The 13,468-nt window shown below is 65.3% G+C and carries 17 protein-coding genes; 16 read left to right on the top strand and 1 reads right to left on the bottom strand.

All coding sequences use genetic code 11. The annotated features are described in order from the left end of the window. Nucleotides 1-168 precede the first annotated feature (168 nt). The 10 genes from JFY56_RS02810 (at nucleotide 169) to JFY56_RS24355 (ending at nucleotide 5,782) form a co-directional block, all read left to right on the top strand. Nucleotides 169-492, top strand: coding sequence for a CII family transcriptional regulator (locus tag JFY56_RS02810; protein WP_208311947.1), 324 nt, complete (start codon nucleotides 169-171; stop codon nucleotides 490-492). A 246-nt stretch (nucleotides 493-738) separates the two neighbouring features. Then, nucleotides 739-1,974, top strand: coding sequence for a DnaT-like ssDNA-binding domain-containing protein (locus tag JFY56_RS02805; RefSeq protein ID WP_208311946.1), 1,236 nt, complete (start codon nucleotides 739-741; stop codon nucleotides 1,972-1,974). Between the two features lie 58 nt (nucleotides 1,975-2,032). Further along, nucleotides 2,033-2,647, top strand: coding sequence for a replication protein P (locus JFY56_RS02800; RefSeq protein ID WP_208311945.1), 615 nt, complete (start codon nucleotides 2,033-2,035; stop codon nucleotides 2,645-2,647). Further along, nucleotides 2,640-2,924 (top strand): hypothetical protein, encoded by a 285-nt coding sequence (locus JFY56_RS02795; protein WP_208311944.1) that lies wholly within the window; start codon nucleotides 2,640-2,642, stop codon nucleotides 2,922-2,924. Before JFY56_RS02800 ends, JFY56_RS02795 begins: the two co-directional genes overlap by 8 nt. Continuing rightward, nucleotides 2,921-3,088, top strand: a complete 168-nt coding sequence (locus JFY56_RS02790) for a hypothetical protein (protein ID WP_208311943.1) — start codon at nucleotides 2,921-2,923, stop codon at nucleotides 3,086-3,088. The genes JFY56_RS02795 and JFY56_RS02790 overlap by 4 nt, the downstream gene beginning before the upstream one ends. Further along, a complete protein-coding gene (locus tag JFY56_RS02785; RefSeq protein WP_208311942.1) occupies nucleotides 3,085-3,489 on the top strand; it encodes a VRR-NUC domain-containing protein in 405 nt (134 codons plus the stop codon). Before JFY56_RS02790 ends, JFY56_RS02785 begins: the two co-directional genes overlap by 4 nt. Beyond that, nucleotides 3,486-3,704 carry a DNA translocase FtsK gene (locus JFY56_RS02780; protein ID WP_208311941.1) on the top strand — a complete coding sequence of 73 codons (219 nt, stop codon included), beginning with the start codon at nucleotides 3,486-3,488 and terminating at the stop codon, nucleotides 3,702-3,704. Before JFY56_RS02785 ends, JFY56_RS02780 begins: the two co-directional genes overlap by 4 nt. Further along, a complete protein-coding gene (locus tag JFY56_RS02775) occupies nucleotides 3,694-4,047 on the top strand; it encodes a hypothetical protein (RefSeq protein ID WP_208311940.1) in 354 nt (117 codons plus the stop codon). The genes JFY56_RS02780 and JFY56_RS02775 overlap by 11 nt, the downstream gene beginning before the upstream one ends. A gap of 317 nt (nucleotides 4,048-4,364) precedes the next feature. After that, nucleotides 4,365-4,616, top strand: a complete 252-nt coding sequence (locus JFY56_RS02770; RefSeq protein WP_208311939.1) for a hypothetical protein — start codon at nucleotides 4,365-4,367, stop codon at nucleotides 4,614-4,616. Nucleotides 4,617-5,041: 425 nt separating this feature from the next. After that, the gene (locus JFY56_RS24355; protein ID WP_236032401.1) at nucleotides 5,042-5,782 is read left to right on the top strand and encodes a BRO-N domain-containing protein; all 741 of its coding nucleotides are present in this window, start codon (nucleotides 5,042-5,044) and stop codon (nucleotides 5,780-5,782) included. A gap of 48 nt (nucleotides 5,783-5,830) precedes the next feature. Here JFY56_RS24355 and JFY56_RS02760 read toward each other — a convergent pair whose 3' ends face one another. Further along, nucleotides 5,831-6,259: a hypothetical protein gene (locus JFY56_RS02760; RefSeq protein ID WP_208311938.1), complete on the bottom strand. Its 429-nt coding sequence runs from the start codon at nucleotides 6,257-6,259 to the stop codon at nucleotides 5,831-5,833. A gap of 317 nt (nucleotides 6,260-6,576) precedes the next feature. On the opposite strand from JFY56_RS02760, the gene JFY56_RS02755 reads away from it, so the two are divergent. The 6 genes from JFY56_RS02755 to JFY56_RS02730 all read left to right on the top strand — a co-directional run bounded on the left by JFY56_RS02755 (nucleotide 6,577) and on the right by JFY56_RS02730 (nucleotide 13,465). Further along, nucleotides 6,577-7,197: a hypothetical protein gene (locus JFY56_RS02755; protein ID WP_208311937.1), complete on the top strand. Its 621-nt coding sequence runs from the start codon at nucleotides 6,577-6,579 to the stop codon at nucleotides 7,195-7,197. Further along, nucleotides 7,145-9,100, top strand: a complete 1,956-nt coding sequence (locus JFY56_RS02750; protein ID WP_208311936.1) for a phage terminase large subunit family protein — start codon at nucleotides 7,145-7,147, stop codon at nucleotides 9,098-9,100. The genes JFY56_RS02755 and JFY56_RS02750 overlap by 53 nt, the downstream gene beginning before the upstream one ends. 67 nt (nucleotides 9,101-9,167) lie before the next feature. Continuing rightward, complete coding sequence (locus tag JFY56_RS02745; protein ID WP_236032400.1) at nucleotides 9,168-9,467, top strand: phage head-tail joining protein; 300 nt, start codon at nucleotides 9,168-9,170, stop codon at nucleotides 9,465-9,467. Beyond that, nucleotides 9,460-10,992, top strand: coding sequence for a phage portal protein (locus JFY56_RS02740; protein WP_208311935.1), 1,533 nt, complete (start codon nucleotides 9,460-9,462; stop codon nucleotides 10,990-10,992). Before JFY56_RS02745 ends, JFY56_RS02740 begins: the two co-directional genes overlap by 8 nt. Beyond that, entirely contained in the window at nucleotides 10,985-13,045 is a 2,061-nt protein-coding gene (locus JFY56_RS02735; RefSeq protein WP_208311934.1) for a prohead protease/major capsid protein fusion protein, read from the top strand. The genes JFY56_RS02740 and JFY56_RS02735 overlap by 8 nt, the downstream gene beginning before the upstream one ends. Nucleotides 13,046-13,081: 36 nt before the next feature. Continuing rightward, nucleotides 13,082-13,465, top strand: a complete 384-nt coding sequence (locus JFY56_RS02730; RefSeq protein WP_208311933.1) for a DUF2190 family protein — start codon at nucleotides 13,082-13,084, stop codon at nucleotides 13,463-13,465. Nucleotides 13,466-13,468 lie beyond the last annotated feature (3 nt).

Below are 13,468 nucleotides of genomic sequence, written 5' to 3'. Positions count from 1 at the left end.
TTTGCCTGGTGTTTGAGGGGGCTCTCACAGAGATCCACATTCTTTATCCGGAGCGATTCCCCTCTGGACAGGCAGAAATCAATTACAGGGAAGACCAAAGCCAATTGGCTGCTCCCCATCCATCCAGTCATCCTCAAAAAAAATCGGTCGCCTAGGGCAGTGGTGTAAATGTCACCGCAGGTATTGAACCCGGAGCAAACAGCAAGGGCTAACAGGAACAACGCCCTGATCATGCGTCGACTGGCATCAGTCGGTAACGCACCCGTTGCGCTTGCGGTCGGTTGCGACGAGTCAACCATCAGCCGCATGAAGTGCGAGAAGTTTCTGGAGTTCGCCCGGATCCTCGCCGTGCTCGACCTGAAGGTTGTGCCGATCGACATGCGCTGCTTCAACGAGCGGGACATCGAAACGATCCTGCACCAGGCCAGGCGTTGGATGGAGCACGTTCAACACATCGATCAGCTGTCCGATCAACTGGACTGGAGCGACTGACCGTGGCCAGGACCAGGGCTTCTTCGCATCTGGTCCTGGTCGTGGCTGCGTGCTGGCCAGAAATCCACTCAACCTTTGCCTATCGGGGAAGCCAGCTTCCACCCGAGGGCCTCGTTCGCCTCAGAGGAGGCATGCCATGCGTACCCAGGACGGGCACCTGCCGCCCCATAACAACAAGCCCTGCAATGGCATCGATGCCGGCTCCGTGACGGTCCGTGACGTAACGGCGTTGTCGGGGAGCTGATCATGGCTGGCGCCTGGATCAAGATGCGTTCGTCCCTGCTGTCCGATCCCAAGGTGAACGGGATCGCGCGGATCCTGGAGCAGAGCCCGGCGGTCTGCCGGGTGATGAGTCACGGCCGTGACGGCGTTATGCGTGACGTCGTCACGCGTAACGTTATGCGTCACGTTACGGTTGCGTCACTCGTTACGCTCTGGAGTGACGCCAGTAATAACACGCGTGACGGCGTGTACCGCAACTACGACCTCTCCGACATCGATGACCTGGTCGGCATTCCTGGTTTCGGGCTGGCGCTTGAAGCGGTCGGCTGGGCCGAATTCGATGCCGCCGAATGCACCGTCACCCTGCCGAACTTCGCGGAATACAACGTCTGCAGCCAGATTCGCGGGGCGTCCGCCAAGTCCGGCGCGCAGCGTCAGCGGGAGTATCGGGAGCGGAAAAAGGCCGAGCGTCTGCGTAACGAAAGTGACGTAACGCGTTACGTCACAGGTGACGTCACAAGTGACCCTAGAGTAGATAAGAGTAGAAAAGAACCCTCTCCTGACGGAGAGGGGGAGCGCGCGCGTAACGCGCACGCGAAGACCCCGCCCCCTCCGGCGAACGCGCCATCGCCCGATACCGTCGCGGCCAGCTCCCCAGAACCCCCACCGCCAGCCGGCACGGCACTGCCCGCCGACTGGGCGCTGCCCGATGCCTGGCTCGAATGGGCCGAGGCCGAGCGCCCGGGCCTCGGCGCCTCGAAGATCCGTCTGACCGCGGAGAAGTTCGCCGAGCACTGGCATGCCCGGCAGGGCGCCGCGGCGCTGTGCGCCGACTGGTTCGTCGCCTGGCAGGAGTTTTTCCACCAGCAGCGGCCACCAGGCGGCAAGGCCCGCGTCCTGCCGATCGGCGCCGCCCGCGGCAAGCGCCCGCCGGCCGGCGCCGCGACGTCGCCTGAGCAGCGCTTCGCCATGCACGACGCCTGGGTGCCCAGTCCGAGGGGCTGGCCGGCGACCGTAACGCGTAACGCCCTGTCCGGCGTCACGCTCACCAACGACCAGCTGCTCGAGTTCCGCTCGTACTGGATCAACCGGCCGGACACGGCCCGGAGCCAGGGCCAGTGGGAGCACGAGCTGGCGAAATCCATGAAACGCGACCTGCGCAAGGCGCAGGCCTCCGGAGGAACCGATGGACCGAGTGGACGAGTTGACGCGAAGCGTGTGCCAAGCGTTGCTGACATCCTCACCGACGACAACTGGTGACGTTACGGACCGCGTAACGGAGGCCGTCACACCGCTCGACAGCATGGCCCGGAATGCCGTGAAGCAGATCTTCACGACGATCCGGATCACCTGGCCGGCCTGGTACGCGAAGTACTACGCGGAGCCCGAGGCGTCCGTGCTGGCCAAGCGGATCTGGCTGACCGCCGTCCGCGCGCTGAGCGATGCCCAGATCGATCGCGGCCTGCAGCGGATGGTGCAGGTCTCGAAGTATCCGCCGAATCCGGCCGAATTCATCGAGCTGTGCCGGCACATCGACGGCGTGCCGACCGCCGCGGGCGCCTGGTACGAGGCGCTGGCCAGCCGCTACAGCCACCCGGCCGTGCGCGCGGCGGCGAAGCTGACCGGGCTGTTCGACCTGCAGCGAGCGGAGACCTTCGACACCGGCCTGCGTGCCCGCTTCGAACACCACTACGCCGTGGTGCTGCACCGTCTGGAACAGGGCGAGCCGCTCGACGGGCCGGTGCTGCAGGCGATCGGCAACGACGCGATGCGTTCCCAGCAGCAGCTGCAGGACGAGCAGGGCGAACGCTGGCTGCGCAGGGTGATGGAGGTCCAGGGACTGAGTGACGTAACGGGCGTTACGGCACGTGAGCAATTGCTGGCCGCCCTGCGGATCCGGCGGGACGAGACCAAGGGAGCACCCCATGAGTGAACCGATCAGGCCGGTGGCCTGGTACTTCCAGAGCGGCCTGCGGCGCAAGGTCCAGCTGCTCCGGCCGGTCGGCGGCGACGAGGTGTTGCGCCACTGGCAGCGCCTGTACCCCGTGCCGGCCGATTCGCTGGTGCTGCCGGCCGAGCTGGCCCAGGTGGTGCTGGAGTTGGCCCGTGAGCGTCTGCAGTACCAGGTCTGCCCCGAGCCCGAGCAGCTCGGTGCGGTGCGTGTCCTGGCCAGGCTGCTCGCCGATTGGCTGGAGGGAAGGAGCGAATGAGCATGGCCGAAACGATGATGTGGCTGGCGGCGGCGCTGAACCTGCTCGTGGCGGGTCATAACCTGCGGGTCGGCGCATGCCTGCGCCGGGATTTGCGCGATTCGCGGCGGCTGCTGGTCCTGCTGGGCGAGCTCGGCGAGGCACAGATCCGGAGTCGGCCATGAGGTCGGATGCCGCCAGGTCGCGCCAGTTGGTGCCGCTGGAAGAGCAGGACCAGATCGCTCTGGTCGCATGGTTCGACCTGGCCTACCCGGCGCTGCGCGGCCGCTTGGCCGCTTCCAGCGCCGGCGCGCGGATGCGCCCGCGCACGGCCAAGCGGCAGAAGGCCGCCGGCATGCGTGCTGGTTTCCCAGATTTGTGCCTGCTGACTCCGCGCAAGGGCTTCTCCGGCCTGATCATCGAGCTGAAGCGGCTGAAGGGCGGCCACCTCGAGCCGGAGCAGGCCGACTGGCTGGAGTGGCTGGCCAGGCAGGGCTTCATGGCGGTGATCTGCAAGGGCTTCGAGGCGGCCAAGGCGACCATCGAGGATTATCTGCGAGAGGAACAAGGGGGAGAAAACGCATGACGACCTGCGAGGAAGATCCGCTCTATCAGGCAGCCGTTCACCTGGTGACGAAGAACCAGCGGCCATCCATCTCGTTCGTGCAGCGCAAGCTGCTGATCGGCTACAACAGAGCCGCCCGGCTGCTGGAGGCCATGGAGATCGCCGGCGTTGTGTCGCCGATGGACTCCAGCGGGCATCGCGAGCTACTGCGCGTTGGAGGCGAGCATGCGGACTGAGCGCGAGCGCTTCGAGGCCTGGCTGGCCTCGGCCGAAGGCCAGGCACCGGGCTCGGCCGACGAGCATGCCTGGCGCGCATGGAATGCTGGCAGCAAAGGGATCTGCCAGCAGGTCAGCGAGCGCGACCGCGCCCTGGTCAATAGCCGCGCCGAACTGGCAACAGCGCTGGCCAAGGGCGATCGCCTGCGCGCCGCGCTTGGCGATCTGGTCGGAGCGACGGATCCTGCCGAGCTGCAGACGATGGCAGCCAGCATCAGGAGGTTGCCGATAGCGGCGAGCGAACAGCGTATTTTGCTTGCAGCCATCGACGTGCTGGTCGGCGAGGGGAAGGAGGCGACATGACTTCACCCAGTTGCGGGCAACTTACCGGGCGTGTGCGTGTCCGCCGTGGATTTCTAGGCCTAATCGTTCCGCAGGTTGAATACTGGGATCTCGGTTGGAGAGCTCGTCCTGGATTCCGGGCTCCACCACCACCCGGAACACCGAAAGAATTACTCCGCTACTGGCGTGATGCGGTGTTGGCCGACGTGCTCAGCCTGGGGGTACTGGAGAGGGCGGAACGGCCACCTGTGCATCGGGATATCCATCCAAAGGCGATGCAGCCTGTGAAAGAGGAGAACGAGCATGCCGAATAATCCGCTTCACCTGGTCCGCATCTGATGGATGCCCTGCCGCCCAGCAGCATTCCCGAGCGGGTCAACGCTCTGGAGCGGCGCGCTGCGGTGCACGAACATCGGATCAGCGGGCTGGAGGACGAGCGCAAGGACCTTCGCGAGGTATTGGGCCGGATCGAGACGCGCCAGACGCGTGCCTTCGGCTTCATGCGTGGTGCCGCGGCGATCGTCGTGGTCATCGTCGGCTTCGTCGAGCTGCTGCCGGTGGTGCTGCAGCTGCTCAGGACCTGGCGGTGAGAGGCGGGACCCATGCGCGGTGATGGCCTACCCCCCCCCGTCACGGGTCCTTCCCCGCGGGAGTGAATTGCGGGTAATTCGAGGCCCGATTTTTGCCTAGAGACTGGCCCGCAGCACGGTTAACCGTTAACCGGCCACTGCGGCATGCCGGTTGACTCGCTTCCGGGGACTGGCTACCTTTCGCCTCGTCGCTGTCAATCCAGCGGCCTGGGATTGGTCTCCCGGAAGTTCAGGCGGATACGAACCGCCGCTCACGAGCGGCGTTTTTGTGTCCGCAGCATGGCTGCACCCGTGTTATGGGCGGGCCGTGCGGGGGCACCTTCGGGTGCGCCGGATCCTGAACCCGGTAGACCAACCCTGCACGGTTCCGTCCTCCCTGATTGGTCTCGGGGTGGCGGGAACTCCATCAGTTCAGGAGCTTTGCCATGTCCAACGACATCATTCCGTTCCACTTCAATTCCCGTGAAATCCGCACCCTGCTGATCGACGATCAGCCGTGGTTTGTCGCTTCCGACATTGCCGCTGCGCTGGAGTACAGCATTGCCTCGGCAATGACTCGTCATCTCGATGAAGATGAAAAGGGTGTGTCAATTGTGCACACCCCCGGCGGCGAGCAAGAGCTGCTGGTCATCAACGAGTCCGGTCTCTACTCGGCCATCCTGCGCAGCCGCAAGGCCGAGGCAAAACGCTTCAAGAAATGGGTGACCAGTGAGGTGCTGCCAGCCATCCGCAAGACCGGCGCCTACATCCACGCGCCAGCCATGCGCCCGGCGCTGACCAAGGAACACTGGGAAGCCCTGGATCAACAGATCAGCCTGACCAGTATCAGCTGGGCCATGCGCGAGGAATCCCTGCGATGGGTCAGAAATCACCTGCGCGTGGCCTTCCAGGTCGCCCGTGTCGAAGACATTCCAGACGAGATGTTCGCCCTGGCCATGCAACTGGTCAGGAGCAAACAACAGGCGGCGACTGACTTCACCTATTTCCTCACCGAGGCGCGCATCTGGTTCGAACGCGAAGTGCTCGGCAGCGGCCAGCCATGGACCCCATCGATCAAGGCCAAGCTGACCCAGCAACTCAAGCACCAGGTGATCCTGCCGCCGGTGGTCGACTGGCTCGCCCTGGCCCGGCAGGTCACGCCGCCGGCGGACAGCCCGCAGCCCTAACCGTCATTTTCTCCTGGCCGCCGGCAAGCGACGGCCAGGGGATCGGCGCTAGCCGCCGACTTTCTCTACCGCCTTAAAGCGGAAAAGGAAGTCCGGTTCGGTCATCTTGCCTTCCTCGGTCAGGTTCTTCGACCCCGCCAATGCACCGGAAAACTTGACCACATCGCCTTCCTGCAACTCCGACAACGCCTCGTAGAGCGGGGAGCCGTTCTTGATGAGGGTCTTGCCCTGGAAGTCGGACAGGGAGTTGTTCCAGGTGCCGAAGGTCATTCCATCCATGGGCGACTTGATCACCAGGTAGGCATCGCCATCTCCGGTGGTACCGAGCTTCTCGATGGTACCGATCCAGCCTTTCAGCTTGCGCGGATCCGATTTGACCGCCTGGAATGCATCGTTGCGTTTGCGCACCACAGTCGACTTCTTCAGCTCGTTCGGCGCCTGTTGGTAGAGCTCGGCGTATTCCTTGACGATATTCATGAACTGCACCTGGTCGGCAGGCGGTTGAACGGAGGATGCCTCGCCAAAGGAAAGCAGTGGGATTAGTGCCAGGCAGGCGGCAAGCAGTTTCAGAATGCGCATGGGATTACCTCTAGTGCCTCCAAGGGCGGTCAGAAAGGTCGGAATCCTAACGATTAGCGGCAGCCCACCATTGACTTATGACGGTGGGACTCCACGGGTCACAAGAGACCTGACAGGCGGTGATGTGTGTCTGAGTATCTGGATGACCGTGATCCTGCCTATATCGGTCCATGGCGCGGTGCTACCCTCGGCTGAGTTAACTGCGAGGTTGGCAGATGGTCTGGGTAACGCAGAAGGACTTCGCCGAGCTGCTCGGTATTTCCAGGGCGGCGGTGTGCAAGGCGGTGAAGCGAGGCCGTCTGGAGGGAGCGACGCGCCTGAATGCAGCCGGCAAGATCGAGATCGACCAGGCAGAAGGTGTTCGCCTGTGGCAGGTCAACTCGGGCCGACCCGATCTGGTGCCGCACCCGGTCCGTGTCCAGGCCGGCCCGGCTGCCGGCTTCACGCCGGCGCGGCGGTCGAGGGTGGCGGAAGGCGGTGACGATGAGGGGGAGGGCGAGATCGACGAGGAAGAGCTTCCCGAGATCGCCATCAGCCGGCGCCGGAACGAGCACTTCAAATCGCTCCAGCAGGAGCTCGAATATCGCATTCTGGATGGGCAGCACGTGGCGGTGGATGAGGTCGCCAAGGCTGTCGAAAAGGAGTACGCGGCGATCCGGGCACGTCTGCTGGCACTGAAGGTGATCATGGCGCCGGAGCTGCAGGGGCTCGACGACCTGGTGCAGATCGAGGCGATCATCGATCGGCATGTCCTCGAGGCCCTGCAGGAGCTGTCGGATCCATATGCTGCTGGAGCGTTTGGCACAGGCCCGCGCGGTACTGAGGCCGCCGCCTAGCCTGAACCTCTGGGAGTGGGCGGACGAATACCGCTACCTCTCGCCCGAGGCCTCGTCCAAGCCGGGCCGCTGGAAAACCTCGATGGTCGAGGTGGCCCGCGGGCCGATGGAGGCAGTCACCGACCCCACCGTGCACACCGTGACGATGATGTGCTGCACGCAGTTGCTGAAGACCGAGCTGATCCTCAACACCATCGGCTATTACGCCCACCAGGACCCGGCGCCGATGGTTGTCATGCTGCCGACCGTGCACATGGGCGAGACCTTCAGCAAGGACCGCATCGACCCGATGTTCCGCGACAGCCCGAAGCTGCGTGGCATCCTGCCGCCGAAGCGCGCCCGGGACGGCGGTAATACTCTCTTGCACAAGCAATTCCCCGGCGGCCACCTGACCATCGTTGGCGCCAATGCCCCTGGCGATCTGGCGATGCGGCCGGTGCGCATCGTGCTCTGCGACGAGATCGACAAGTACCCGGGCAGCGCCGGCGATGAGGGTGACCCGCCCACACTGCTGGGCGAGCGTGCGGCGACCTTCTGGAACTGGAAGCAGATCCTCACCTGCAGCCCGACCCTGGAACCAACGCCGGACGGCCGCGGCAGCCGCATCGCCATCTCTTACGCACAGAGCGACATGCGTATCTTCGTCCCGGCCTGCCCGCACTGCGGCGAACGCAACGAGATGCTCTGGTCATCGGTACGCTGGCCGGAGGGGCGCCCGCAGGAGGCGCTATACCACTGCCCGTCATGCGAGCAGCCCTGGAGCGAGCTCGAGCGGCGCCGGGCGATCAAGGCCGCCCGCCATTTGCCGAACTACGGCTGGATCGCCACCGCGCCGTTCGAGGGCCATGCCGGCTTCAAGGTCTCCAAGCTGGCCAGCCCCTGGGAGCCGGTGAGCAAGCTGGCGAAGAAGTTCGTCAAGGCGCAGCGCTCGCAGGAGCTGTTGAAGGTATTTATCAACACCCAGTTGGCCGAGACCTGGAAGGACAAGGGCGAGGCACCCGATTGGCAACGCCTGTACAACCGTCGAGAGGACTATCCGCGCAACGTCGTGCCGGCCGGCGGCCTGCTGCTGTTCGCCGGCGTCGACGTACAGCGCGGCAGCGGCAAGGACGGCGGCTGGCTCGACGTGCTGGTCCTGGCCGAGGGGCGTAACCGCGAGCGATGGGTCATCGACCACCGGCAATTCCTCGGCGATACCTCGGACGAGAATGCGAAGGACAGTCCCTGGCGCAAGCTCGATGCCATGCTCGAGGAGGTCTGGCCGCACGCGCATGCGGGTGTATGCATGCAGATCTCCGCCCTCGGCATCGACTCCGGCGACCAGACCGCCGTGGTCTATCGCTGGGCGCAACGGCACAGTTCCATGCGGGTGCGGGTGCTGAAGGGGGCGAACATGGCCGTCCTGGTCGGCGCGGCCAAGCCGGTTCAGTCCGATCGCCAGGGCAAGAAATCGCGCCGCGGGGTGAAGCTGTTCATGGTCGGGCAGAACCTGATCAAGGCCGAGCTGTATGCCGACCTGCGCCGTGAGCTGCCGGGTCCCGATGACCCCATGCCGACCGGCTTCCTCCATTTCCCTCAGCTCGACGACGAGTTCTTCCGTCAGCTCACTGGTGAGCAACTGGTTTCGCGCCTGGTGAAGGGGCGCCTGGTATCAGCCTGGGAGCCGACGCGACTGCGGGTCGAGGCCCTCGACGATGCGGTCTATGCGCGCGCCGCGGCCTATCTGCATGGCGTCGATCGCTACACGGAAGAGCACTGGTTGGCGGTCGAGGAGAGTTTGGGTATAAGCCGGAAAGCTGACAGTACGAAATCCGCGGCTTATAGTGGAACGCAGCACGCTAACGGCGCTGGAGAGCAGCAGCCGGAGCGGCGCCGGTCGCGGTACTGGGACCGGGAGCGTTAGGGGAAGGGCGCTGCTCGGACGATTGAGCAGGCGTTAGGGGAAGGGCGCCACGTCAGGATTGCCGGACGTGGCTTACACCATTGAGCAATATCACGCCCTGGAGGCGGCTATTGCGGACGGCGCGCTGACCGTCCACTACTCCGGTGCGGGGCAGAACAAGTCGGTGACCTACCGGTCGCTTGACGAGATGATCCGCATCCTCAACCTCATGGCCGGCCAGCTCGGCATGGGGCTCAGCACCCCGCAAAGAACCTACGCCTCCTTCACCAAGGGCCAGACCACCGCCGGCGCCGGCGGACAGTGCAGCTTCTGCGGCTGCTGTGGCGGCTATCACATCGCCGGCCGCGGGTGCGGCTGCCATGGCTAACTGGCTCGTCGAGCTGATGCCGGGCTGGGCCGCCCGCCGGGCCGAGGCGCGCCTGAAGATGGCGCGCTACCAGCTGCTCGAGCAGGGCGTCCGCCGTGCCTTCGAGGCCGCGGCCGTCGGTCGCCGCAACCAGGGCTGGAAGGCCACCAGCAAGGATGCCAACGCCGAGTTGGCGCCGGCCCTGGCGCGCATGCGCAACCGGGCGCGCGACCAGCGCCGCAACAATCCCTATGCCGAATCCGGCATTTCCGCCATCGCTGACTATTCCGTGGGACATGGCATTGTGCCGCGTCCGCTCGGTCGCACCGACCGGGTCAACGAGCACCTGGCTGAACTGTGGAAGGCCTGGGCCGAGACGACGGCGTGCGATGCCGATGGCCTGAACAACTTCTACGGTCTGCAGCATCTCTGTGCCACCACTATCCCCGAGGCCGGCGAGGTGCTGATCCGCCGTCGTTGGCGCAAGGCCAGTGATGGCCTGCCGCTGGGCATGCAACTGCAGGTGCTGGAACCGGACTACCTCGACGAATCAAAGAGCGGCGACCTGGCCAATGGTGGCCGGATCATCCAGGGCGTGGAGTTCGACGCGATCGGCCGGCGCGTCGCCTATTGGCTGTTCAGCGAGCATCCCGGCGCCATGGGGTACCGCCACGGCCTGGAGTCGAAGCGGGTGCCGGCAGACGATGTCCTGCACGTGTTCATGATCCTGCGCCCTGGCCAGGCACGGGGTTACACCTGGCTCGCGCCAGTGCTGCAGCGCATGAAGAACCTGGACGAGATGGACGATGCGGTCATCGAGCAGGCGAAGATCGCAGCCTGCTTCGCGGCCTTCGTCAGCTCCGACCCCACCGGCGAAGTCCAGGCTGCCAAGCCGCCGCCGCTGATCGACCATGTCGAACCGGGGATCATCGAAAAACTTGGCCCAAACGAGTCGGTGACCTTCGGTACGCCGCCCACCTTCTCCGGCTACAGCGCCTATTCGTGGCAGGCCCTGCATGCAGTGGGCGTCGGTTTGGGCGTGCCATACGAGATCCTCAATGGCGACCTGAAGGGCGTGAACTTCTCATCCGGCCGCATGGGCTGGTTGCGCTTCTACCAGCGCGTACACGTCTGGCAATGGCGAATGCTGATCCCGCTGCTGTGCGCCGGCGTGTGGCGCTGGTTCCTCGAAGCGCAGCTGCTGCAGCCGGACGCCGTGTTCGAGGACGTGCCGGCCGAATGGGTTCCGCCGCGCAAGGTGGTGCTGGATCCGAAGGCCGAAGGCGACGCTACCAAGGAATCGATCCGCAACGGCCAGATGAGCTGGTCGGACAGCGTGCGGGAGCAGGGCTACCGCAATCCGCGCGCGCTGGCGATGGCGATCGCCGCGGACAACACCCTATTCGACGAGCTCGGCATTGTCCTCGACTGCGATCCGCGCAAGGTCGGCGCCGCCGGCGCCGGGACAGTTTCGGGCAGTAGCGAACCGGATGACCAGGAGAAGTCGAAGGAAACCAGCGAGACGGAGGCGACCAGCGATGCCTGAACCCGCACCGACCACCCGCCTCGTGACACCGGCATTCCATGTCCGTGCGGCGGTACGCCCGCAGTCGCTGAACATCGATGCCCGCACCGTCGACATTGTCTGGTCGACTGGCTCCCGGGGACTGCGCTGGTCCTGGGAGATCGGCGACTACCTGGAGGAGCTGGAGATCTCCGCCGCGGCCATCCGCCTGGACCGACTGAACAACGGGGCGCCGCTGCTGGATACCCATCAGCGCTGGGATCTGTCGACAGTCATCGGCGTGGTCGAGCGCGCCTGGCTCGAGGGCGAGGAGGCGTTGGCCACCGTGCGCTTCAGCCAGCGCGAGGATGTCGAGGCGATTTTCCGCGATGTGCGCGACGGCATCATCCGCAACCTCTCGGTCGGTTACTTCGTGCACCGCTACACGGTCACCGAGGAATCCGACAACAAGCTGCCAATCTATCGCGCCACCGACTGGGAACCCTTCGAGGTGAGTTTCGTCCCGTTCGGCTTCGATGCCGATGCCCAGGTGCGAATGGACGCCGCGCGCACCTTCGCCCGTGCCCAGGACTATCAGGGGCACTGTGTGACCACGGAATTCCCGACCCGGCAGGCCTCGGCGCCGGCCGACTCTTCCCCGACCCGTGACAACGAGGTGGACACCATGACCGAAGAAGAACGCCTGGCGGCCGAGGAAGCAGCGCGTGCCGAGCAGGACCGCATCCGCAAAGAGGCCGAGGAACGTTCGCAAGCTGCCGAACGCGAGCGTGCCGAGAAGATTCGTCTGATGGTGCGCAAGGTGGGGCTGGGCGAGGACATTGCCGACGACCTGGTCAAGCGTGGCGTGAGTGTCGCCGACTCGAGTACCGAGCTGCTCGACAAGCTGGCCGAGCGCCAGGGCAAGCAGGGCGATATCAAGAGCGGCCTGCGCATCGAGGTCGATACCAGCGGCAGCGAGCTGATGCGCGAGGCAATGCAGGGCATGCTCCGCAATCGTATCCGCCCCGGCTCGGTGGAGATCAAGCCGGAGTGGCGCCGCTACCGCGGTCTCAGTCTGCTGGGCATGGCCGCCGAATGCATCCGCGCAGCCGGCGGCGATCCGGCCGGCATGTATCCGCGCGAAATCGCGCAGGCGGCCTTGAACTATAACGCCCAGGCCATCCGCGCCGCCGGCATGCACTCGACCAGCGACTTCCCGCTGATCCTGGCCAACTCGGTCGGCAAGACCCTGATGGCGGCCTACCAGCTCGCGGCGCAGACTTTCAAGGCGTTCACCCGCCGCACCACGGTGCCGGACTTCAAGCAGATCGCCATGGTCCAGCTCGGCGACCTGACGCCGTTCGAGAAGGTCAACGAGGGCGGCGAGTACAAGTACGGCACCTTCGGGGAGTCCGGCAACTGGCTGAAGGTGCTGAAGTACGGCGAGATCGTGGCGATCACCTGGGAGGCGATCGTCAACGACGACCTCAACGCCTTCGACCGCATCCCGTCGATGCTCGGCGCCGCCGCCAGCCAGAAGGAGTCGGCGATCGTCTGGGACCTCGTCCTGTCGAACCCCGAATACAGCGACGGCAAGCCGGTGTTCAGCGCCGAGCATGGCAACCTGGCAGCCGCCGGCTCGGCGATCACCGTCGAGTCGCTGTCCGCTGGCCGCGAAGCCATGCGCTTCCAGACCACCTCCAACGGCAACGAGCTGAACATCGAGCCGGCCTACCTGATCGTCGGCCCGAAACAGGAGCTGGCGGCTTACCAATACACCAGCCCGAACTACGTGCCGGCTGAACCGAAGAACGTCAACACCAAGCAGAACACCAGCCTGCAGGTCATCGTCGAGAGCCGGATCAAGGACTACCGCTGGTACCTGTCCGCCGATCCCGCGCTGGTCGGCACCATCGCCTATGCGTACCTCGAGGGCGAGGAGGGGATCTTCACCGAGACCCGCGAGGGCTTCGAAGTGGATGGCCTGGAGGTCAAGGCGCGCCTGGTGTTCGGTGGCGCCTGGGAGGATTACCGCGGCATGTACCAGAACCCCGGAGCGGCGCCGAGCACGCTGCAGGCCAAGGCGAAGGCCTGAGTCGGATCCCGGACCATTCCATGCGAGGGCTGCACCATGAAGAACTTCATCCAATGCGGCGACACCCTGACCGGCATCGCACCTGCCGGCGGATGCGTCAGTGGCGGGCTGTACACCATCGGCGACCTGGTCGGCGTCGCCGTAGCCGACGCGGCCGAGGGCGCCGAGGTCGAGCTCAAGACCACGGGCGTGTTCGCCTTCCCGAAGACCACGCCGGCCGAGGCCTGGACGCGCTTTGTGCCGATCTTCGCCACGCCTGCAGAGGGTGGCGCCACCGTGGGCCTGGCCGGTGACACGCTGATCGGCTACGCCACCGAGGAAGCGGCGAACCCGTCGAGCAGCGGGCGCGTGCGCCTGAATGGCGTGGGTGTCAGCGTCGCCGCTGCGAGCGGCGTCACGGCCACCGCCAAGGCGAAATAAGCC

Origin of the sequence: Pseudomonas schmalbachii (genome assembly GCF_017589465.1) — a bacterium.
GTDB lineage: Bacteria > Pseudomonadota > Gammaproteobacteria > Pseudomonadales > Pseudomonadaceae > Pseudomonas > Pseudomonas schmalbachii.
Note: the sequence above shows the minus strand (reverse complement) of the source record. Positions and strands in the feature narration are given on the sequence as shown.

Bases quoted from the DNA above. Each gene is read 5' to 3' on its own strand.
- JFY56_RS02810 (WP_208311947.1), top strand. From the start codon at position 169: ATGTCACCGCAGGTATTGAACCCGGAGCAAACAGCAAGGGCTAACAGG.
- JFY56_RS02755 (WP_208311937.1), top strand. From the start codon at position 6,577: ATGGTCTGGGTAACGCAGAAGGACTTCGCCGAGCTGCTCGGTATTTCC.
- JFY56_RS02770 (WP_208311939.1), top strand. From the start codon at position 4,365: ATGGATGCCCTGCCGCCCAGCAGCATTCCCGAGCGGGTCAACGCTCTG.
- JFY56_RS02760 (WP_208311938.1), bottom strand. From the start codon at position 6,259: ATGAATATCGTCAAGGAATACGCCGAGCTCTACCAACAGGCGCCGAAC.
- JFY56_RS02795 (WP_208311944.1), top strand. From the start codon at position 2,640: ATGAGTGAACCGATCAGGCCGGTGGCCTGGTACTTCCAGAGCGGCCTG.
- JFY56_RS02730 (WP_208311933.1), top strand. From the start codon at position 13,082: ATGAAGAACTTCATCCAATGCGGCGACACCCTGACCGGCATCGCACCT.
- JFY56_RS02805 (WP_208311946.1), top strand. From the start codon at position 739: ATGGCTGGCGCCTGGATCAAGATGCGTTCGTCCCTGCTGTCCGATCCC.
- JFY56_RS02775 (WP_208311940.1), top strand. From the start codon at position 3,694: ATGCGGACTGAGCGCGAGCGCTTCGAGGCCTGGCTGGCCTCGGCCGAA.
- JFY56_RS02750 (WP_208311936.1), top strand. From the start codon at position 7,145: ATGCTGCTGGAGCGTTTGGCACAGGCCCGCGCGGTACTGAGGCCGCCG.
- JFY56_RS02785 (WP_208311942.1), top strand. From the start codon at position 3,085: ATGAGGTCGGATGCCGCCAGGTCGCGCCAGTTGGTGCCGCTGGAAGAG.
- JFY56_RS02780 (WP_208311941.1), top strand. From the start codon at position 3,486: ATGACGACCTGCGAGGAAGATCCGCTCTATCAGGCAGCCGTTCACCTG.
- JFY56_RS02735 (WP_208311934.1), top strand. From the start codon at position 10,985: ATGCCTGAACCCGCACCGACCACCCGCCTCGTGACACCGGCATTCCAT.
- JFY56_RS02740 (WP_208311935.1), top strand. From the start codon at position 9,460: ATGGCTAACTGGCTCGTCGAGCTGATGCCGGGCTGGGCCGCCCGCCGG.
- JFY56_RS24355 (WP_236032401.1), top strand. From the start codon at position 5,042: ATGTCCAACGACATCATTCCGTTCCACTTCAATTCCCGTGAAATCCGC.
- JFY56_RS02790 (WP_208311943.1), top strand. From the start codon at position 2,921: ATGAGCATGGCCGAAACGATGATGTGGCTGGCGGCGGCGCTGAACCTG.